This is a genomic window from Helicobacter pylori FD535 (assembly GCF_000296015.2).
GTDB lineage: Bacteria > Campylobacterota > Campylobacteria > Campylobacterales > Helicobacteraceae > Helicobacter > Helicobacter pylori_CT.
In genome coordinates this window covers 1-19,057 of record NZ_AKHP02000010.1, presented here as the reverse complement: position 1 = coordinate 19,057, position 19,057 = coordinate 1, and the positions used below count along the sequence as shown (strand labels likewise).

Sequence of the window (19,057 nt, the reverse complement as noted above, 5' to 3'; positions counted from 1 at the left end):
GCTTCAATAGCGGCGTTTAGGGCTAATAGATTCGTCTGATCGGCAATATCTCTAATCATATCCACCACGCTTTTAATGTCTTCGCCTTGAGAGATCATCTCTTGGCTTTTAGAATCAATTGTTGTGATAATATTAGTGATTTCTTCTAAGGATTGAGTGGTGTTTTTCAGGCTTCTTTCTTGCTTGTGGGCGGTTTTGGTCAAATTATCCACGCAAGTTTTTAAATCTTTGGATTCATGATTGAGCGCGTTCGCAAACCCTAAAGAAGCTTTAAGCATGCTAGAAATTTCTTGCCCTAAAGTGTTGAGTGCTTTTTCCATGTTGGCTTTAGGATCTTGGATATGGTGGGTGAAATCCAGGTTTTTATAATGCTCTAGGGCGTTATTTAGGGCTTCAATATTGGTGCCAATTTGGTTGCGGAAATACTGGATAATGCTATTAATCGTGTTTCTTAAAGCTTGCAAATCTTTATTTTTAGGCACGCATGCGATTTCTTGCGTGAAATCCCCACTTTCCACAAAATTAGCCACTTCAATGCTGTTTTGAATGGCTTTATTATCGGCTTGAATGTTTTCTTGGGTTTTAAGAATGTTTTCATTGATAGAAGCTTGCATTTGCCCGATTTCATCATAAGCGCTTGGGGGCGTTAGGCTTATGGCATGGTTATTTTTGGGGTTATTGAGCAAGTTGAAAAAATCGTTTAGGGTGTTATTGACCCTACTGATGCGTTTGGTTATGAGACTGGAAACGATGATAAAGACTAAAAAGGCTAACACCAGCACGCCTAAAATCAAAGTGGTGATAATAATGAATTTGGTGTTTGTCGCTTCTTTAAAGACTAAAGATTTATTGACGTATTTCCCAATCGCCCAACGCCAATGATTGCCGTTATCCCCTTTTTCTTCAAAAAAATCAAAGGGCTGTATGGCTAAAAAGGTTTCTGTATTCCCGCTCAATGAATGGTAGCTCAAAGTGCCCGCTTCGTTTTGGTTGTAATACTCCACAGCTTTAGCGACTCTTCTATCCGGATTGATAGCGCTTAAAATCTTATCTTGGATCTCACGATTAGGGCTGATTAAAAGCCTGCCATCTTTCCCCATTAAAAAGGTGTTGCTCTTTTTCTCGCCTACCACATCGGTATAAAAAGCGTCAATGTTTAAAAAGAGGTTCAGCACGCCTATAATATTTTGATTCTTACCCATTAGGGGGAGGGTAATATCCATGCCATAGATTTTGTCGCCATTAACCTCTTTATAATAGGGATCTGAACGGGCTATCTCTTTGAGCGAACGGATTTGATTGATCATGTTTTCATTGAGCGTGGTATTAGGGTAGGCGATTTTTGAATCCATGCTCATTGCAGTGATAATTCGTTCATTATTATTCGTATAAATCGCACTAACCAATAACACATGAGGGTTTGCCAGCAAAAACTCAGAGAGCATGCGCCTTTTTAGGGTGTCGTTGATAGCGTTATTTTCATCGCTTAAGAATTTTTCAAGGGTGTTAGCGCCAATAAAAATGCGTTTAATGATGCCTTGAATTTTAAAACTGACTAACTGAGCCTTTTTTTGCAACAATTCTGTGGCTTGGCTTTGCAACACGCTTTCAACCTTGTGGTTGATAATAACGCCCATAACAGCGCTAATGGTAATAACGACCGCACACACCATCATGACGATTTTAGAACCAATTCTTGTAGATTTCATTCCCTTTGCCCTTTTAAAACTATTGATAGAGAACGATTATTATACATTATTTTGAAATTTTAATAAAACAAGAGAGAAAAAAGCAGAAAGAAAATGAAAGAGAGCCAAAGCCCTCCAAAGCTCCCCCAAAGAATAGCTAAAGAAATAAAAATTACCTTTTGGAGAATTGCGGGCTTCTTCTAGCCTTTCTTTTACCATATTTTTTGCGTTCAACCACCCTTGAATCCCTAGTGAGCAAGCCCTTAGGTTTTAAAATGGCTCTAAAAGCAATATCATAAGCGTTCAAAGCTTTAGAAATGCCATGCCTTAAGGCTTCCGCTTGCGCTGAGTAGCCCCCACCAAAAACCACCGCTTTAATATCCACAGACTGCTCTTGTTTGGTTAAAAGTAAGGGTTGCATGACTTTCATTTTAATGGCTTCATGCCCGCCTAACCATTGATTCAGGCTCTGCTCATTGATACTCAATTCGCCTTTACCCGGAGTGAGCCACACTTTAGCGATAGCGGTTTTTCTTTTACCGGTAGCATAGATTTTTCTCATTTAGCGTCCTTTTTGCTAGTTTGTGCGGTGTGAGGGTGCTTATCATCACGATAAACTTTGAGTTTTTTAATCATCGCTTTCCCTAATTTCGTTTTAGGGAGCATGCCCCTAACGGCTAAGTGGTAGAGCTTTTCGGGGGTTTTTTCTAGCATTTCTTGGAGAGTCTTGCTCTTGGTGCTGCCAAAATAACCTGAATGGGTAAAATACTCTTTATCCTCTAATTTCATGCCTGAAAATTTAACCTTATTGGCGTTGATAACCACCACAAAATCCCCGCAATCCACATTAGGGGTGTAAAAAGGGCGGTGTTTGCCTCTTAAAAGTACAGCGATTTCAGTGATCAAGCGGCCAAAAACTTTGTCTTTAGCGTCTAAAACGACCCAATCACGAACGATGTCATTGACTTTAGCAGTCTTTGTCATAAGAATCCTTTGATAAAATTAAAGCACCCATTATAAGGAAATAAGCTTAAATATTGCTGAATTTAAGAAAAGTTTAAAGTTTGAAAAGGGGATTTTGGCTACTTTGTTTTATCGTTTCAGATTTTATTGTAAAACTCATTTCTTAAGTAAAACCCATTTTCTTAAGAGGATAGGGGGGGCATTTTGAAATAACTCTCCCCTACAACCCCCAACTAAAAACCCCCTAACCCCAAAAGACCGCTTAAAAATTACCGCTTGATTAAAAGATAAGCTTTTTACTATTTGATCGTAAAAATACAAAAAGCCTTTATTTTCGCTCCTGATTAAGCCTTTCTTCTATCTTTTTGATTTGTTGGCTCATTTGAGCGCTCGCGTTGATTTGATTGATGAGCATGTAAAGGTTTACCATCATCAAAAGCACCACTACAAGCCCTAAAAAAAACACGATCTTAACGGCTTTTTTAGCGATTTCTCGGGCTTCTTGTTCGTTTTGCATGCGTTTTTAATTTTCCAATTCTTCTGGGGATAAATCTTTATAAAAGCGTTCTAATTCAAAGCTCTCGCCCAAATATGCAGCGATTTCTTGGGAATCCACAAGGGCGTTTTGCAAGCAGCTCGTCGCGCCTGGAGAGGGGGTCATGTTAAAAGTGATGCCTTTATGCGTGCAAATCTTTTTTTCGCCTAATTCCAGTTTTCGCTTGGTTCTGTCTAAAACTTGCGGGCGCACTTCGCCAAAACCATGAGCGTATTCTAAATCTTCTAGGCTAAGAGAGGGGATGATTTTTTGAGCGTCTTTTAAAAATTTCCTTTTACCGATAATAGGCAATTCAAAAACCATGTTTTTAAACACATAATTACGGATTTCTTTATCGCTCATCAAATCAAACGCGATTTTAAACACGTCTTTATTCAAATCCATTTTCAACAATTCCAAGCTAATGCCCTTAAGCCAGCATTTGTTGCGCTCTAATTTAGGCATCGTTAAAGCGGTAGGCCCGATTCGTGTTTTTCCTTTAATGACGGCATCAGGGTCGCCATGCACGGCTGCAAAAGGGAGTTTAGGGTTTTGAACGGTATAAACCTTGCCCCTTAATAAATCCGGCACAAAATAAAAACTGCCCGCCACAGGCAAGCACCCTAAATCTAGGCCATAACCCATGCTCTGAGCCAAAGGCAAAGCGTAAGAGCCGGCATTGACCAGCACGAATTTAGCATACACTTCTTCAGCGTCTTCTGAAATGAGCGCATAAGTATCGTTGCGTTTTTCAATCTTTTTCACTTTGAAATTCAAAAACACCTGGTTGTTAGGCCTTAATTTTAAAGCTTCTTCAACGAAGTTTTCGCTCAACTTCGCAAAATTCATGGTGCTCCAATCTTTTTGATAACCATGCCCGACAATGTTTTCATGCCTGTCTATGCCATTAGCCCCTAAAATCACATTAGGCTCTAATTCTTTAATCTTTTGTTTGTCAAATTCTTCTAGCCCCACAAAGATTTCTTTAAAGGATTCGTAGCGTTTTTTCATGAACTCGCATTCTTCATCGCCCACGCCTATAGCCATTTTCTGGGTTTCAAAAATCACTTCATTTTGCAAACCTTTATTGAGCGCGTATTGCCTGGTCTTATAAGCGCTCAAACGCACTTTTTTAGCTTTTTCGGGAGTGTAATTCGTTTCAATAGAGCCATCATGAATGGTTTGTGAATTAGCTTTAGCGCTGGAGCTGATTTGAGCTAATTTAGAGCATTTTTCCACGATAGCCACGCGTTTTAAAGAGCTGTATTCGCTCAAAGTATAAAAGGTCGCGCACCCTGAAACCCCGCCTCCAATAATCACAGCATCAAATTCCATACTCATTGTCTTTCTCCAAATGTTTTAAATTGATAAATCGTAATCATAGTATAAGAAAATCAATTCGCATTCAAAGGGCTTGAAGTTTTATGGACAAAATCTTTCAAATCGCTCATTCCAAGCACCCTATCAATCAATAATTTCTTTTTAGAAAACGCCCCGTTATGTTCTTCCGCTAGCCATAATGAAGTGATCACCACGCCTCCTATTTTATGGCTCAAGGTTTTAAAATGCTTTTGGGTTTGCACCGACCAAATGCTGTGAGCGACTATCGCTTGATGGTTGTATGCGCCTAAATAGAGCATGATATGCCCTTTTAAATAGATGAGCGTTCCAAAAGGCGTGGCGTTTTTAAGGATGTAGTCTTCTTTTTCTTTGGCTTTCATGGAGCTTAAATCCACATAATTGTTCGCATAACGGCTTTGTGCGTAGGAATTTCTGGGGAGCAAAATACCAAAATTAGCAAAACTATCCCTAGTGAAAGCCGAGCAATCCCTATTACCCAATAGCCCACCCCAGCCGTATTTTTGCCCTAGCATGGTGTCTATAAAATACGCCATGTTCTCGCTGTTAAAAGCCTTAGGGAAAACAAAAAAATCCTTTTCTTCTAAGATCACGCTTTGTAAAGTCGCATAGCCCTTAGCGTCTCTCAAAAAACCATAGGCTTTCAATTCCTTTTTTTGGGGTTTTTGAGATGCGTTTTGACTTTGGGGGATGAGAGCGAACAATTCGCCCACCCTAGCATCGGTGTAAAAATCCCCATAGTCTGTATAAAGGGGGATTTTGTCTTTTATAGGCATGACATAATTTTTAAGCTTGGTTAAAAGCTCTATGTCTTTATCGCGCATGTAAGCTAAATCGCTAACTTTAATCCAGCCATAAACAAAACTGCTTTGAATATGGGCGTAAGTTTTATCTAGATTAAAATGCGTGACTAAAACCGGCGTGCCTTGAAAAATCAGCGAATTTTGATACCTGTCAAAAGGATAGCCTTTTGGAGAAAGGTAATAAGGTTTGTTAGTAGGCACAGCCCTTACATCGCTATCTCGCACCACAACAGCCTTAATCTTAGCGCTTGGGTAATGCTCAATATCCATGCTTTTAATAAGCTCATCATTGAAAGCTTTTGCGTTAGGTTTTAGATCTTCGCCATAACCGGTGGATTTATTCATCTCTTTGAGAATCCAAAACACTTCTTTTTTATTGCTTTTGACTTTTGCATCTAGCCATGGGGAATACCACGCTTTGAGGTAGCTCTCTTTTAATTTTTCTCTTAACGCTTGGGGGTCAATGCTTTGATTGTTGTTACTGCCATTTTGAGAGCTTGCAAGATAGCTTGAAGCCTCTTGGGGTAAGGATAAATCTTTGAGCGTGAAATCCTTTTTTGTGCAACCCACAAACAAAAACAAGAAAACTATAAGAAAATAACGCATGCTTTAGAGAAACCTTAACATCAAATGCGCAAATAGTTTCTTAAAATGCGCCCGTATTGCGGGCTTCTCAATTTTTTAATCGCAGAGCTTTCAATCTGGCGCACCCTTTCTCTAGTAACATTCAATTCCTTGCCAATTTCTTCTAAAGTTCGATCGCTTTCATCGTCTAAAAGCCCAAAACGCATGCGGATCACCGCTTTTTCTCGCTCATTCAACTGATCCAAAACGCTTTCAATTTGCGCTTTTAAATCTTCGCGCATGATGTGATCAATGGAACTAACGATATTTTTATCTTCCACGAAATCCCCAAATTTGCCGTCATCATCATTGCCTACTGGGGTTTCCAAACTGATAGGCTCTTTAGTAACCTTAATCACATTCTTCACCTTATCTAACGAAAGCCCCACTTCTTCAGCCACCACTTCCAAATCAGGCTCTTTGCCGGTTTCTTGAATGTGTTTGCGCATGACTTTGTTGATGCGATTAATGGTGTCAATCATGTGAATGGGGATGCGGATAGTGCGGGCTTGATCGGCTATGGCTCTGCTGATAGCTTGCTTGATCCACCAGGTCGCATAGGTAGAAAACTTGAAGCCCTTTTCATGCTCAAACTTATCCACCGCTTTCATCAAGCCGATATTACCCTCTTGAATTAAATCCAAGAAAGGTAAGCCTCTACTCGTGAATCGTTTAGCGATGCTCACCACCAACCTTAAATTGGATTTAGCCATTTTGTTTTTAGCGCGATCGGAAATCAATTTCCCTCTTTTGATTTGCTCTAAAATTTCTTTCAGCTTGTTGGGGGCTAAATCAAAGCCTTCTTCGCTCGCTTCTTTAGTCAAAAAAAGTTTTTTAAGATCCATATACACGCTCACCATAGTCGCTTCTGGCACTTGAGCGATAATGTCCTCTTTAGTCATGTTAGTGATATTAGCGAGAATTTTTTTATGGTTAGCGATCAAAACATCATTGAATAAGGGTAGCTTGTATTCCAAGCGTTTCAACTCTTTTTCAAACCCATCGCCGCTTTTTAAAGTGGTCTCCATCGTTTTGACCAATTCATTAATCAGTTTGCTAGTAGGCTCTAAATCATAGAGTCTGTCTTTGAGCGTTTGGCGTTTGTAAGCTAGGGTCAATAAACGCACTAGCTCATCTTCTTTTTCATCTACAGGGGCTTCAAGGGCTTTGAGCCATTCTTTTTTAGCCTTATCTAGGGCTTTAAAGCTTTCTTGAACCTTTTCTACGCGCTTCTTGTCTTTTTCGGAAACGACTTTTTTCCTTTCTTCGTTTTCTTCGTCTTCTTCGTTGTCGTCATCTTTTTTAGAATCGCTCACGCTATTTTCATCGTCATCATCAAAGCTCCTGAAAAGCTCTTTAACCCTTCGTTCACGATTGATTAAAGCGTCTTTATACGCATAAATAAAATCAATCAAATACGGCACCGAGCAAATCGCGTCTAAAATAATGTCTTCACCCAAGCGGATTTGCTTGCTCAATTCAATCTCTTCATCTTTGCTTAAAAGTTTTATATCCCCCATTTCACGCAAATACATGCGCACCGGGCTGTCGCTTCTGCTCCACTCTAAAAAATCCTTTTCTTTCAAAAAGTCATAGCCATCTTCTGATTCTTCATCTAAAACTTTTTGCTTTTCTTCGGTGTTTTTAATCTTGTCAATCGCATTGAGTTTTTTAGCGTATTCTGAAGAGCTGACCAATTCCTTTTGGTATTTTTGGCACAATTCTTTGATTTTTCTGACTTGGGCTAGAGTGGGGACTTTCGCGCTGATTTGAATGATGGACTCATAAGAAACGCAATCGCTTAAGGAATTAGCGAACAATTCTTCTAACGCTTCATTAAAACTAAGCTTTTTAACAGGAATAGGTTCTTTCGCTTTAGCTTCTTTGATTTTGCTTTCTTTGGTTTTATTTTCTTTAATTTTGCTCTCTTTGGCTTTATTGTTTTCCTTAGTTTTATTTTCTTGTGCGACTTCTTGTGTGGCTTCTGCTTTGGCTTCCTGTTTAGCTCTTTTGGGGGCTTTTTCTTCGTTAGCTTTCTTTTTCATTGGACACTCCATAAAATAAGAACCCATGCTTTCAATCAAAAGCTAGATCCATAAGATAAGATACACCTAATCCTCTGCTATTCTACTAAAAAATAGCTTAAATTCTAATTATATTATTGGGATTTGGTTCTGTTTTACTGAATAATGAGTTTAAAATAAAATTTAAAAACCCCCATTTTTTTAAAAATAAGGTTTTAATGGTTTGCGTTTAGTAAAAACAAGCCCTAAAGCTTATCCACCATGCTTTTTAAGAATTTCGCTGAAGTTTGAGCGCTTTTTTCTAAAAACGCATCAAAGCTCATGTTAGCTTCCTCATCAGCGTTATCGCTAATGCTCCTTAACACACAGCATGGCACGCCAAATTTTTGGCACACAAACGCCACGCTCGCCCCCTCCATTTCCACCGCGCTCGCTTTAAACTCGCTAACTAAAAACTCTTTCCTTTCTTTGCTATGCACAAACTGATCGCCTGATGCGATGACGCCTTCTTTGAGCGCGATATGTTGCTCATTAGCGACTTTTTTAGCCAAAGCGTTCAAACTTTCGCTCGTTTCAATAAAAATCGTGCTTTCTGGGATGAACCCTAAAGGGTGGTTAAACGCGCTCAAATCCACATCATGCTGGACTAATTGAATAGCCACTAACAAATCATTGATTTTTAAATCTTTAACCAAACTCCCAGCCACCCCACTAAAAAGCACCTTTTGAACGCCAAACGCTAAAATCATGCTCGTTGTGGTTAAAGTGGAATGCACCTTGCCAATCTTGCTGTAAGCGACAATGATTTCCTTGTTATGATAAACGCCTTTATGGAAAACATTCCCCCCTAAAGGGATCTCTTCAAAATCCACGCCAAACAATTCTAGTATAGGGGTTATTTCTTCTCTCATCGCCCCTAAAATGCCAATTTTTTGCACCATTTTCTCCCAATCACACGTATTCTTCTAAAAACTCAATGGCTTCATCAAGCCCTTTATTATCCCCCACGCTTATGGTGGGTTTGTTGCTCAATCGCTTGTTAAGCCCCTTTAACACACTCCCACAGCCTAATTCAAAAAAGACATCCACTCGGTCATTATTGGATTTCACGCAGTCTTGATAACGCACCGGCTGAGTGAGTTGCAAACTCAATAGTTCAACGGCTTTGGCTTTGTTGTGATACGCTTCGTTAGTCGCATTGGAGATGATTTCAAAATGGAATTTATCTTTCAGGCTTTTTTCTAGCAATTCCTGGAATTTAAAAATCATAGGCTCTAAAAAAGGGCAATGGCTCGCCACGCTCATTTCTAAAAAAACCACTCTTTTAGCCCCCATTTCCTTTAAAGTCGGCTCTAGGGCTTTCAAATCGTCTTTAACCCCGGCTAAAACCACTTGCATGCCGCCATTGAAATTCGCGCACCACACGTTTTTGGTTCTTTGACACAAGCTTAAAAGGCTTTCTTCAGAAACGCCCAAAACGACCATCATGGAAGCGTCTTTATTCAGGCACGCTTCTTGCATCATTTTGCCTCTTTGGTGCGTGAGTTTGAGGGCTTTTTCAAAATCTAACGCCCCGCTCAAAGACACCGCGCTCACTTCGCCGAGCGAATGCCCTAAAGCAAAAACGGGTTTTAACCCCCCATTTGCTTGCTTGTTGAGCAATTGGTAAGCGATGTAGCTCACTAAATAAATGGCAGGCTGGGTGTAAGTGCTCTCTTTTAAAAGCTCATTTTCTTCAAAAAGCGTTTTTTTCATATCCACTTTAAGCGCGTTAGAAGCCCTTTCAAACAATTCTTTAGCTAGGGTGTGGCTCTCATAGAATGATTTCCCCATTCCTATACATTGCGAGCCTTGCCCTGGAAATAATAGTGCGTATTGCATGGTGTTATCCTTTAAATTTTATTAATCCATAATTTGAGATTGTAATATAAAAGCCCTTAGTTTTGTTTAGAAACCATTAAAGTTTAAGGTTTATTTTAACTTATTTTTACTATAATTCTACTTTTTGAAGGACAGGTGGGTGAGTTGGCTGAAACCACATCCCTGCTAAGGATGCGTAGCCGTCAAGGTTACCGAGGGTTCGAATCCCTCCCTGTCCGCCAGCCTTTTTGCCCTTAAAAACTTTTTGTTTAGAATGTATTAACGAGACACTATAGTTTCTAAGCATTCCTTTTACGACACTCCTTTTACAGATTTTACAAATACAAATTTTAGGTTGGGTGAAGAGAGACACCCAGCCTAAGCCCTATAAGGGTTGCGGTATTTTCAAACATTTTGAGTATAATCGTTTCTGCTCATAACCACAAAAAAGAAAGAACATGACTTACATAGAATTAGGTAAAAAAGTTTTAGAACAAGCAGAGAGGCCTTTGAAACCTAAAGAAATTTGGGAGAGAGCTTGTGGAATGGGATTGGATAAAGAACGCAACGACGGAAAAATACTTTCTCATAGTCTTGGAAGTCAGCTTGGTGAGCACAACATTAAAGAGGAAGACAAGCAATTCTATGTTGCACGCAAAGAAAAAGGAACCCATTACTATTGGCTCAAATCTCGTGAAAGAGAATTTCCCCCACAAGAAACTCCAGATGCTAAAGAAGAAGATAATGAACAGAGCGAGTGTTCAGACACAGCCAAAAAACAAAAAAACTCTTTTAACGAAAGGGTTTTACACCCACTGCTTGTGAAATTCCTCAGCGAAGATCCAAATTTCAGGCTCCTATGCAAAACCATCCGCCATGAAAAGTGCCTAAAAGATAAAAAAGGCAAGTGTGAGTGGAATTATCCTGACATCGTGGGCGTGTATTTTCCCTATAATAAATATTTTCCCTACAATGAATATAAAGAAGAAACTTTGAAATTTTTACACCATACCGGTCAAAAAAGACACAAGCTTTTTTCCTTTGAGCTTAAAAAAGAGCTTAGTTTTTCCAATTTGAAAGAAAGCTATTTCCAAGCGGTGAGCAATTCTACTTGGGCTAATGAGGGGTATTTGGTGGTTTTTAAGATTGAAGATGAAGATGAAGTTTTGGGCGAATTAAGACGGCTCAACCAAAGCTTTGGCATAGGGGTTATCAAGCTAGAATCTGAGATTTCAAACTCCAAAATCTTGTTGCCAGCTAAAGAAAGGGAGATTGATATACCCACACTTAACATGCTTGTAGAACAAAGTCCGAAGGATTTTAAGCCTTTTATGGAAAAGATTAATAAGCAAATTGAAAAAGGACTTGATACGGCAGTGGATATGGAGAATTTTTTTGATGAAGTGCTTGGTGATGAAGCAATGCAAAAATACATTAAAGATAAAGGCATTAAAGCAGAATAAAAAATGGGAGCGTCTTATCTTTCTTGTCCCATTTTTAAAAGCACAGACCAGCTTTTTACCCTTTATCAAGGGGATTGCAATGAGGTTTTGCCCCAATTTGAAAACCAGTTTGATTTGATTTTTGCTGATCCGCCTTATTTCCTTTCTAATGACAGCTTAAGCATACAGAGCGGTAAAATCGTGAGCGTCAATAAAGGCGATTGGGATAAAGAAAATGGGATTAATGACATTGATGAGTTCAATTACCAGTGGATAAACAACGCCAAAAAGGCTTTAAAAAACACAGGAAGCCTTTTAATCAGTGGGACTTACCACAACATCTTTTCTTTGGGGCGTATTTTACAAAAATTGGATTTTAAGATTTTAAATCTCATTACCTGGCAAAAGACCAACCCCCCGCCCAATTTCAGCTGCCGTTATTTGACGCATTCCGCTGAGCAAATCATTTGGGCGAGGAAAAGCTACAAGCATAAGCATGTTTTTAACTATGAGGTTTTAAAAAAGATCAATAATGATAAACAAATGCGTGATGTGTGGAGCTTCCCGGCGATCGCTCCGTGGGAAAAAGCTAATGGCAAGCACCCCACTCAAAAACCCCTCGCTTTATTGGTGCGTTTACTTTTAATGGCGAGCGATGAAAATTCCCTCATTGGCGATCCTTTTAGCGGGAGCTCTACCACAGGCATTGCGGCTAACCTTTTGAAAAGGCAATTTATCGGCATAGAAAAAGAAAGCGGGTTTATCAAAATATCCATGGACAGAAAAATAGAATTAGACGCGCGTTATAAAGAAATCCGATCCAAGATCAAAGATTTAAACCACCAGTAAGCCCCTTTTTAAGCCGCTTTAAGCGTTATACTTTTGGGATTTTACCTCAAAATGGGATTCTATTTTCACCCATTCCTTACAAAGGATATTTTCATGCCCAAAAAGCCAGTGTTTGGGGCCAATAATGATTTTTTCAGGATTTTTTATCAAATAAGCCGCCCACCAGCTATAAGTGCTATTAGCGATAACGCCATTCTGGCAAGATTGCATGAGTAACATGTCCCAATATCCCTCTTCTTCTTTATCCCTAGTGGTCATGTCTATAAAAGGGTAGCCCAGATCAAGGTTTTGCGTGAATTCTAAGTCTTCGCAAAACACAAAAAGCTCCATGTTTGGCACGCGCTTTGCCATATACTCAAGTGCCTTTTTTTGATAATCAATACCAAGCTGACAGCCAATCCCCACATAATCCCCTCTTCTTATATGCACAAACACGCTGTTTTTAGCGGCTAAAATCAAAGAAAGCTTGCGGTGGTATTCTTCCTCTTTTTTTTTATTGTTTTCTATTATTTTCGGGGGGGGGGGGTAGAGTGAAGGTTTGCTTGATTAAAGGGGATATAGCATCAAAATATCGTGGATCTTGGAAATAGCCAAAAAAATAAGTCAAGCGGCTTGGCTTTAATAATTTAGGCTCGTATTCAAAAACGATTTCTTGACTCACCCTATCAAACCCCATGCATTTGAGCGCCTCTCTTACTAGCCTGGGGAGGTGTTGCATTTTAGCTATAGCGATTTCTTTTTCACTCGCATAGGGCAAATCAATAGGGAAAAGCTCTAATTGCATTTTCCTATTGCTCCCATCAAAAGAAGTTGTATCTAATAGCACGGGCGTATTAAGGTGTTTTTGCAAACTTTTAGCGAAAGCGTATTGAAACATTTGATTCCCAAGCCCCCCACAAATTTGCACCACCTTAAAAGCCATTCAATCCCTTTGTTTTTCAAATAAAACGCTCATTTTAGCTCATTTTAAAGCCCTTTTTCAATAAAAACCTAAAAAGTGGGGTAACGCTTTCAAATCATTTGAATTTTTTATTTGAAAAAGACGCGTATGAGGGTTCTAGCAAGCGTTCTTGGTATTCTAAAAGAATCCTGTCTTCGCTATTGAGCGAGTAGGCTTCATCGTATTTGCGCTTGATGATGCCCTTTAAAATGGTGTGCTGGACCTGGTATTTATCTTCTTTAAGCATTTCATCCACTAAAGCGTAAAGCTGAATGTCTTGAATGAGTAAATCTGAAATTTTAATGCTCTCTTTATCAAGCAATTCTTCATTAGTGCAATATTCATTCACTAAAATAAGCACCCGGTTATACACATCCGATGCGATTTTAGCGTTTAGGGTTCTATAAATGTAATCTTTGATTTTTTTGAGCTGCTCTTCTAAATCTTCACTGGCCTTGCTCGCTAAGGCTAAAATACTTAAAATTTGAATGAGAGTCATCATTTTATGGCTTAAAGAACGGGTGCGCCATTTAATGAGAAGGCGCATGAAATAAGACATTTTGACAGAAAGGCTACAAGGGAGGGTGTTTTTCTTGGGTTTTGGCATGCTTAGTTTCTTTTAAAAAAGGATTTTGTGGTTTAATTATATAACTTTAAAATTAAATCTAGGAGTAAAGAGATGAAAACATTCAAAAAAGGCGTAATCTTAGACGCTAAAAGCGTGGGGTTAAAAGCGCTAGAAGTTTTAAAAGAAGTAGCGGATTTTGATTTTTATGAGGTTACTTCGCCCAGTCAAATCGTTGAACGATCAATTGAAGCTGAAATTATGGTATTGAATAAAGTCGTTATCACTCAAGAGGTTTTAAGCCAATTGCCCAAACTCAAACTCATTTGCATCACCGCTACAGGCACGGATAATGTGGATATAAAAAGCGCGAAAGCTTTAGGCATAGAAGTCAAAAACGTGAGCGCTTATTCTACGGAATCTGTAGCCCAGCACACTTTAGCATGCGCGTTGTCTTTGTTGGGGAGGATCAATGATTACGATCGTTACTGCAAAAGCGGGGAATACAGTCAAAGCGATATTTTTACGCACATTAGCGGTATGAAAATGGGGCTTATTAAAGGGGGTCAATGGGGGGTTATTGGTTTAGGCGCAATCGGTAAAAGAGTCGCCAAGCTCGCTCAAGCTTTTGGGGCAAAGGTGGTGTATTATTCCCCTAAAGATAAAAAAGAAGAGTATGAGCGCTTGAGTTTAGAGGAATTGCTTAAAACAAGCGGTATTATCAGCATTCATGCCCCCTTAAATGAAAGCACGCGCGATTTAATCGCTCTCAAAGAATTGCAAAGCCTAAAAGAAGGGGCGATTTTAATCAATGTGGGGCGTGGGGGCATTGTGAATGAAAAGGATTTGGCTTTAACTTTAGAAACCAAAGATTTGTATTACGCGAGCGATGTGTTTGTGAAAGAGCCTTTTGAAAAAGATCATGCGTTTTTGAACCCAAAGATCCAAAATAAATTGCTTTTAACCCCCCATATCGCATGGGCGTATAGCGACAGCTTGAAAACCTTGATAGAAAAAACCAAAGAAAATATCCGGGACTTTTTAGCTTCCCAAAAATAAAAGTAGGATTTTATGGAGAGGGTTTGATTGTTTGGCTTTTCTTCTCTTTTGCCATAAAATCTAAAAAATGGAGTAGGGTTTAATCGTTTTTAACCCATTAAGAAAAAGCCTTTAGGTGGATTGGCCCAAAGGCTTTTATTAAAGAGAACGATTACATCTTAGAAATATCAATTTTAAAGGTGTGGATTTCATCTTCTAAAAAGACTTTAACCACCACCACGCCCGGGGTTTTAAGGTTTTTGGTATCCACCACCACAAACCCTCCCCTAGCCTTACCTTCAACGTTAAGGGTGTTGTTTTTAAGATAATTGATCGCTAGGATCTTTAAAGCCTGGCGGCTTTCTTGCATGACCTCTTGCTCTTCTACATCATCCATCATCATCATGCCAAAGCCCGGCCCATACATGCCCATTCCCCCATACATCATGCCGTTATAAGCTAAAAAACTCCCTTGCCCGTAATAAAACATAGGCGGGGTGATCATATTGATATTATCAATAGGGGCGGTCGGCACGCTGATATTAAAGCTTTGTAAAATGCCCTCAAAATCAAAACTGGATTTCATCACCTGTCTCAAGCTTAAGACCGGTAAATTCGTTTGGTTGATAGACACTGAAATGGCTTTACGGCTAAACACCACAGGATTTCCCTCTATAACTTGCGCCGCTACATACAGCACTAAGGGGGGTTCATTCAAACCTTTCAATTTGCTTTGAGCGATTTCTAACTGGACTTTAGATTTGGCTTGCGTGGAGGTCATCACTTGAATCCCATTATTATAGGAAGTAACATGTTCAGGCGTGATCTTATAGCTTGCGCAAGCGCTCATCAATAAGGCTATCGCTACTAAAACGATTTTTTTCATTCAAACTCCTTTCATTCAGTTTAATCTTCGTTTAGAATTTCCTTATTATAGTGTAGTTTGACTTAAAATTAAGATTTTATTAGGAATAAGGGCTTAAAAAAGATTTAATGTAGGCTTTCTAGCCACAAAAGGATAGAAGTTTTGATCTCATTGAGTTTTAAAACTTCTTGGTGCTTGATCCCTCTTTCAAATAAATCATCAAGGCGTTGGCTATCCGGGGTATTGTAGCTGTTTTTAAGCGTTTCTAGGGCGGCTTTATCGTTATCGTTTTTCTTTTGCTCGTTTAGGGCTAAAAGGGTGGTTCTAGGGAATTTTTCATAAGAGGCGGTGGCGGAAACAAGGGTTTTTTCGTTGGTTTTCAAGCTAGCGTTTAGAGCGGTGGCGGTGTGGGGGTCAATCAGGTATTGGTGCTCTGCATAAACTTCTTGGATTGTTTTCAAACAGGCTTCATCTGAACAGCTCGCGCAAGAAAAATGCTCCTGTAAAAGGGCTAATTCTTTAGGCTTTAAGGCATAAAATTTCTCTTCTTCTAAAGCTTGCATCAATTCTAGCGTGCGTTCAAACCCAAAAAGGCTAAAAAGCACCCTTTCCATGTTAGAGCTTTTTAAAATATCCATAGCCGGCGAGAAAGTTTGCTTTAAAGAGCGATGAGTTAAATCGTAACGCCCTGTCTCTATAAACTCCCTTAAAACATCGTTGCTGTTGGTTACGACCTTGATTTTAGCGATATTCAAGCCCATTTTTTTGGCATAAAACGCCCCTAAAGCGTTCCCAAAATTACCGCTGGGTATGGCTAGGGTGATTTTTTCTTTAGAATTGATCGCGCCTTTTTTATATAATTCCAAAAAGCCCCAAATATGATAGACAATTTGAAAAGCGATGCGCCCAAAATTCACGGAATTAGCCACGCTTAATTTTAATTGGCGTGCTTTTAAAGCCTCGTTAAAATCATCGTCTTTTAAAAGGTTTTTGAGCGCGTTTTGCGCATCATCAAAATCCCCACTCACCCCAAAGACCTTTAAATTGCTAGCGCTTTGGGTAACCATTTGGAGCTTTTGGACTAAGCTTGTGCCGTCTTTGGGGTATAAACACACCACAAAAACATTAGGCATGCCTGCCAAACTTTCTAAAGTCGCAGGGCCGGTATCCCCACTTGTGGAAACGAGCATTAAATACTTTTCATTTTTCCCTACCGCTAGATTAGAAAACAAGCTCGCTAAAGGCTGTAACGCCATGTCTTTAAACGCCAAACTAGGCCCATGGTAGAGCTCTTGGACAAAAAGCCTTTCATTGAGCGCAAAAATAGGGGCTGGATTTTTAGGGTTATCAAAATTTTTATAGCGTTTTAAAGCGTCTGTCAATAAACCCTTAGGAATCTCTAAACCCAATCGTTCAAACACGCATTCTACCAGCTCGTTATAGCTCAGATTCAAACAATCTTGCCATTCTAGCGTTTCAAAATGCTCTAAAGTGTAAAGCCCGCCTTTGGGGGCGTTGGGGTTTAATATTGCTTCAATAAAATCAATCTTTTTTTCTTTCAAAGAGCGCGTGGGGACAAAAGGCATAATGATTCCTTTTTATATTTGGATAATTTCAAGTCGTAGCATACCCTAAAAGAACGAATGCAACCTTAAATGGTTTTTTAATGAGAATGATTGATCGTTTTTTTAATCCAGTTTAATTTTGGATTTATGCTTATAATACTATAATGCGGTTTAAAATTTTGCCGCAAGTGGGCAAAAAATTCATCATAGTAAGGTTGTGTTTTGTCTAAAGGTTTGAGTATCGGTAATAAAATCATATTGTGGGTGGCGTTGATTGTGATCGTGTGCGTGAGCATTTTAGGGGTGTCCTTAAACAGCAGGGTGAAAGAGATTTTAAAAGAAAACACCTTGCGTTCTATGCAAGATAGTTTGCATTTTAAGGTTAAGGAAGTGCAAGGGGTTTTGGAAAGCACCTATACGAGCATGGGCATTGTCAAAGAAATGCTCCCTAAAGACACCAAAAGAGAAATCAAAATCCACTTGTTAAAAAACTTCATTTTAGCCAATTCGCATGTCGCTGGGGCGAGCGTGTTTTTTAAAGACAGAGAAGATTTAAGATTGACGCTTTTAAGGGATAACGATACGATTAAATTAATGGAAAATCCGTCATTGGGGAATAGCCCTTTAGTGCAAAAAGCGATGAAAAATAAAGAAATTTCTAAAAGCTTGCCTTATTATAGGAAAATGCCTAATGGGGCGGAAGTTTATGGGGTTGATATTCTTTTACCTTTATTGAATGAAAACGCTCAAGAGGCTATAGGGGCTTTGATGGTTTTTCTTTCCATTGACAGCTTCAGTAATGAAATCACTAAAAACAGGAGCGATTTGTTTTTAATTGGTGTTAAGGGTAAAGTGCTTTTGAGCGCGAATAAGAGTTTGCAAGACAAATCTATCGCAGAAATTTATAAGAGCGTGCCTAAAGCCACCAACGAAGTGCTAACTATTTTAGAAAACGGCTCTAAAGCGACTTTAGAATATCTGGATCCCTTTAGCCATAAAGAAAATTTTTTAGCCGTTGAAACCTTTAAAATGCTAGGCAAAACAGAAAGTAAAGACAACCTTAATTGGATGATCGCTTTAATCATTGAAAAAGACAAGGTCTATGAGCAAGTGGGCTCGGTGCGTTTTGTGGTGATCATAGCGAGCGCGATCATGGTGTTAGCCTTAATCATAGCGATCACTCTCTTAATGCGAGCGATTGTGAGCAATCGTTTGGAAGCCGTTTCTAGCACCTTGTCCCATTTCTTTAAATTATTGAACAATCAAGCCCATTCTAGCGATATTAAATTGATTGAAGCGAAATCCAATGACGAATTAGGGCGCATGCAAACAGCGATCAATAAAAATATCTTGCAAACCCAAAAAACCATGCAAGAAGACAGGCAAGCCGTCCAAGACACCATTAAAGTGGTTTCAGATGTGAAAGCAGGGAATTTTGCGGTGCGCATCACAGCTGATCCCGCAAGCCCTGATTTGAAAGAATTGAGGGACGCGCTAAACGGGATCATGGATTATTTGCAAGAAAGCGTAGGGACTCACATGCCAAGCATTTTCAAAATTTTTGAAAGCTATTCTGGTTTGGATTTTAGAGGCCGGATCCAAAACGCTTCGGGTAGGGTGGAATTGGTTACTAACGCTTTAGGGCAAGAAATCCAAAAAATGCTAGAAACTTCGTCTAATTTTGCCAAAGATTTAGCGAACGATAGCGCGAATTTAAAAGAATGCGTGCAAAATTTAGAAAAGGCTTCAAACTCCCAACACAAAAGCTTGATGGAAACTTCCAAAACGATAGAAAATATCACCACTTCCATTCAAAGCGTGAGCTCTCAAAGTGAAGCCATGATTGAACAAGGGCAAGACATTAAAAGCATTGTAGAAATCATCAGAGACATCGCTGATCAAACGAATCTGTTAGCCCTAAACGCCGCTATTGAAGC

At 39.3% G+C, this 19,057-nt stretch carries 18 protein-coding genes and 1 tRNA gene; 5 read left to right on the top strand and 14 right to left on the bottom strand.

Annotated features, from left to right (window positions below):
* The 9 genes from DV63_RS10860 to fabD all read right to left on the bottom strand — a co-directional run.
* Positions 1–1,709, bottom strand: a 1,709-nt coding sequence (locus DV63_RS10860) for a methyl-accepting chemotaxis protein (protein WP_020982374.1), incomplete at its 3' end; no start/stop codon positions are given.
* 151 nt (positions 1,710–1,860) lie between these two features.
* Complete coding sequence (gene rpsI / locus DV63_RS10855) at positions 1,861–2,250, bottom strand: 30S ribosomal protein S9 (RefSeq protein WP_001227269.1); 390 nt, start codon at positions 2,248–2,250, stop codon at positions 1,861–1,863.
* Positions 2,247–2,672 carry a 50S ribosomal protein L13 gene (gene rplM, locus DV63_RS10850; protein WP_000167675.1) on the bottom strand — a complete coding sequence of 142 codons (426 nt, stop codon included), beginning with the start codon at positions 2,670–2,672 and terminating at the stop codon, positions 2,247–2,249. The genes rpsI and rplM overlap by 4 nt, the downstream gene beginning before the upstream one ends.
* A gap of 307 nt (positions 2,673–2,979) precedes the next feature.
* Positions 2,980–3,168, bottom strand: coding sequence for a DUF5408 family protein (locus tag DV63_RS10845; protein ID WP_001178794.1), 189 nt, complete (start codon positions 3,166–3,168; stop codon positions 2,980–2,982).
* Positions 3,169–3,174: 6 nt separating this feature from the next.
* Entirely contained in the window at positions 3,175–4,527 is a 1,353-nt protein-coding gene (locus tag DV63_RS10840) for an FAD-dependent oxidoreductase (RefSeq protein ID WP_000061454.1), read from the bottom strand.
* A 53-nt stretch (positions 4,528–4,580) separates the two neighbouring features.
* Positions 4,581–5,954 (bottom strand): SH3 domain-containing C40 family peptidase, encoded by a 1,374-nt coding sequence (locus DV63_RS10835; RefSeq protein WP_001268529.1) that lies wholly within the window; start codon positions 5,952–5,954, stop codon positions 4,581–4,583.
* A gap of 20 nt (positions 5,955–5,974) precedes the next feature.
* Positions 5,975–8,017, bottom strand: a complete 2,043-nt coding sequence (gene rpoD, locus DV63_RS10830; RefSeq protein WP_000725859.1) for an RNA polymerase sigma factor RpoD — start codon at positions 8,015–8,017, stop codon at positions 5,975–5,977.
* Between the two features lie 224 nt (positions 8,018–8,241).
* Complete coding sequence (locus DV63_RS10825) at positions 8,242–8,937, bottom strand: 5'-methylthioadenosine/adenosylhomocysteine nucleosidase (protein ID WP_000250148.1); 696 nt, start codon at positions 8,935–8,937, stop codon at positions 8,242–8,244.
* A gap of 10 nt (positions 8,938–8,947) precedes the next feature.
* A complete protein-coding gene (gene fabD / locus DV63_RS10820; RefSeq protein WP_001199056.1) occupies positions 8,948–9,877 on the bottom strand; it encodes an ACP S-malonyltransferase in 930 nt (309 codons plus the stop codon).
* A 129-nt stretch (positions 9,878–10,006) separates the two neighbouring features.
* Here fabD and DV63_RS10815 point away from each other — a divergent pair.
* The 3 genes from DV63_RS10815 (at position 10,007) to DV63_RS10805 (ending at position 12,147) form a co-directional block, all read left to right on the top strand.
* A tRNA-Ser gene (locus DV63_RS10815) sits at positions 10,007–10,098 on the top strand.
* Positions 10,099–10,314: 216 nt separating this feature from the next.
* Positions 10,315–11,319 (top strand): HTH domain-containing protein, encoded by a 1,005-nt coding sequence (locus tag DV63_RS10810; RefSeq protein ID WP_000221020.1) that lies wholly within the window; start codon positions 10,315–10,317, stop codon positions 11,317–11,319.
* 3 nt (positions 11,320–11,322) lie between these two features.
* Entirely contained in the window at positions 11,323–12,147 is an 825-nt protein-coding gene (locus DV63_RS10805; RefSeq protein WP_000501302.1) for a DNA-methyltransferase, read from the top strand.
* Between the two features lie 18 nt (positions 12,148–12,165).
* Here DV63_RS10805 and futC1 read toward each other — a convergent pair whose 3' ends face one another.
* The 3 genes from futC1 to DV63_RS10790 form a co-directional block, all read right to left on the bottom strand.
* Entirely contained in the window at positions 12,166–12,606 is a 441-nt protein-coding gene (futC1, locus tag DV63_RS10800; RefSeq protein ID WP_017179744.1) for an alpha-(1,2)-fucosyltransferase FutC1, read from the bottom strand.
* Positions 12,607–12,640: 34 nt separating this feature from the next.
* Positions 12,641–13,069, bottom strand: coding sequence for an O-fucosyltransferase family protein (locus tag DV63_RS10795; protein WP_020982373.1), 429 nt, complete (start codon positions 13,067–13,069; stop codon positions 12,641–12,643).
* A 94-nt stretch (positions 13,070–13,163) separates the two neighbouring features.
* Positions 13,164–13,694: a hypothetical protein gene (locus DV63_RS10790; protein ID WP_001125821.1), complete on the bottom strand. Its 531-nt coding sequence runs from the start codon at positions 13,692–13,694 to the stop codon at positions 13,164–13,166.
* A 72-nt stretch (positions 13,695–13,766) separates the two neighbouring features.
* Between DV63_RS10790 and DV63_RS10785 the strand changes: the two genes are divergently transcribed.
* Entirely contained in the window at positions 13,767–14,711 is a 945-nt protein-coding gene (locus DV63_RS10785) for a D-2-hydroxyacid dehydrogenase (RefSeq protein WP_000846799.1), read from the top strand.
* A 151-nt stretch (positions 14,712–14,862) separates the two neighbouring features.
* Here the strand turns inward: DV63_RS10785 and DV63_RS10780 are convergent, their stop codons facing one another.
* Both DV63_RS10780 and thrC read right to left on the bottom strand, forming a co-directional pair.
* Complete coding sequence (locus tag DV63_RS10780) at positions 14,863–15,576, bottom strand: hypothetical protein (protein ID WP_000725101.1); 714 nt, start codon at positions 15,574–15,576, stop codon at positions 14,863–14,865.
* Between the two features lie 104 nt (positions 15,577–15,680).
* Entirely contained in the window at positions 15,681–17,141 is a 1,461-nt protein-coding gene (gene thrC, locus DV63_RS10775; protein ID WP_001117277.1) for a threonine synthase, read from the bottom strand.
* A gap of 201 nt (positions 17,142–17,342) precedes the next feature.
* On the opposite strand from thrC, the gene DV63_RS10770 reads away from it, so the two are divergent.
* Positions 17,343–19,057 (top strand): methyl-accepting chemotaxis protein (locus tag DV63_RS10770; RefSeq protein ID WP_020982372.1); only part of this gene is annotated, 1,715 nt, incomplete at its 3' end.

What these genes read in the sequence shown, in the direction of transcription:
- rpsI (WP_001227269.1), bottom strand. Translation starts at nt 2,250, where the DNA reads ATGAGAAAAATCTATGCTACCGGTAAAAGAAAAACCGCTATCGCTAAA.
- rplM (WP_000167675.1), bottom strand. Translation starts at nt 2,672, where the DNA reads ATGACAAAGACTGCTAAAGTCAATGACATCGTTCGTGATTGGGTCGTT.
- DV63_RS10845 (WP_001178794.1), bottom strand. Translation starts at nt 3,168, where the DNA reads ATGCAAAACGAACAAGAAGCCCGAGAAATCGCTAAAAAAGCCGTTAAG.
- DV63_RS10840 (WP_000061454.1), bottom strand. Translation starts at nt 4,527, where the DNA reads ATGAGTATGGAATTTGATGCTGTGATTATTGGAGGCGGGGTTTCAGGG.
- DV63_RS10835 (WP_001268529.1), bottom strand. Translation starts at nt 5,954, where the DNA reads ATGCGTTATTTTCTTATAGTTTTCTTGTTTTTGTTTGTGGGTTGCACA.
- rpoD (WP_000725859.1), bottom strand. Translation starts at nt 8,017, where the DNA reads ATGAAAAAGAAAGCTAACGAAGAAAAAGCCCCCAAAAGAGCTAAACAG.
- DV63_RS10825 (WP_000250148.1), bottom strand. Translation starts at nt 8,937, where the DNA reads ATGGTGCAAAAAATTGGCATTTTAGGGGCGATGAGAGAAGAAATAACC.
- fabD (WP_001199056.1), bottom strand. Translation starts at nt 9,877, where the DNA reads ATGCAATACGCACTATTATTTCCAGGGCAAGGCTCGCAATGTATAGGA.
- DV63_RS10810 (WP_000221020.1), top strand. Translation starts at nt 10,315, where the DNA reads ATGACTTACATAGAATTAGGTAAAAAAGTTTTAGAACAAGCAGAGAGG.
- DV63_RS10805 (WP_000501302.1), top strand. Translation starts at nt 11,323, where the DNA reads ATGGGAGCGTCTTATCTTTCTTGTCCCATTTTTAAAAGCACAGACCAG.
- DV63_RS10795 (WP_020982373.1), bottom strand. Translation starts at nt 13,069, where the DNA reads ATGGCTTTTAAGGTGGTGCAAATTTGTGGGGGGCTTGGGAATCAAATG.
- DV63_RS10790 (WP_001125821.1), bottom strand. Translation starts at nt 13,694, where the DNA reads ATGCCAAAACCCAAGAAAAACACCCTCCCTTGTAGCCTTTCTGTCAAA.
- DV63_RS10785 (WP_000846799.1), top strand. Translation starts at nt 13,767, where the DNA reads ATGAAAACATTCAAAAAAGGCGTAATCTTAGACGCTAAAAGCGTGGGG.
- DV63_RS10780 (WP_000725101.1), bottom strand. Translation starts at nt 15,576, where the DNA reads ATGAAAAAAATCGTTTTAGTAGCGATAGCCTTATTGATGAGCGCTTGC.
- thrC (WP_001117277.1), bottom strand. Translation starts at nt 17,141, where the DNA reads ATGCCTTTTGTCCCCACGCGCTCTTTGAAAGAAAAAAAGATTGATTTT.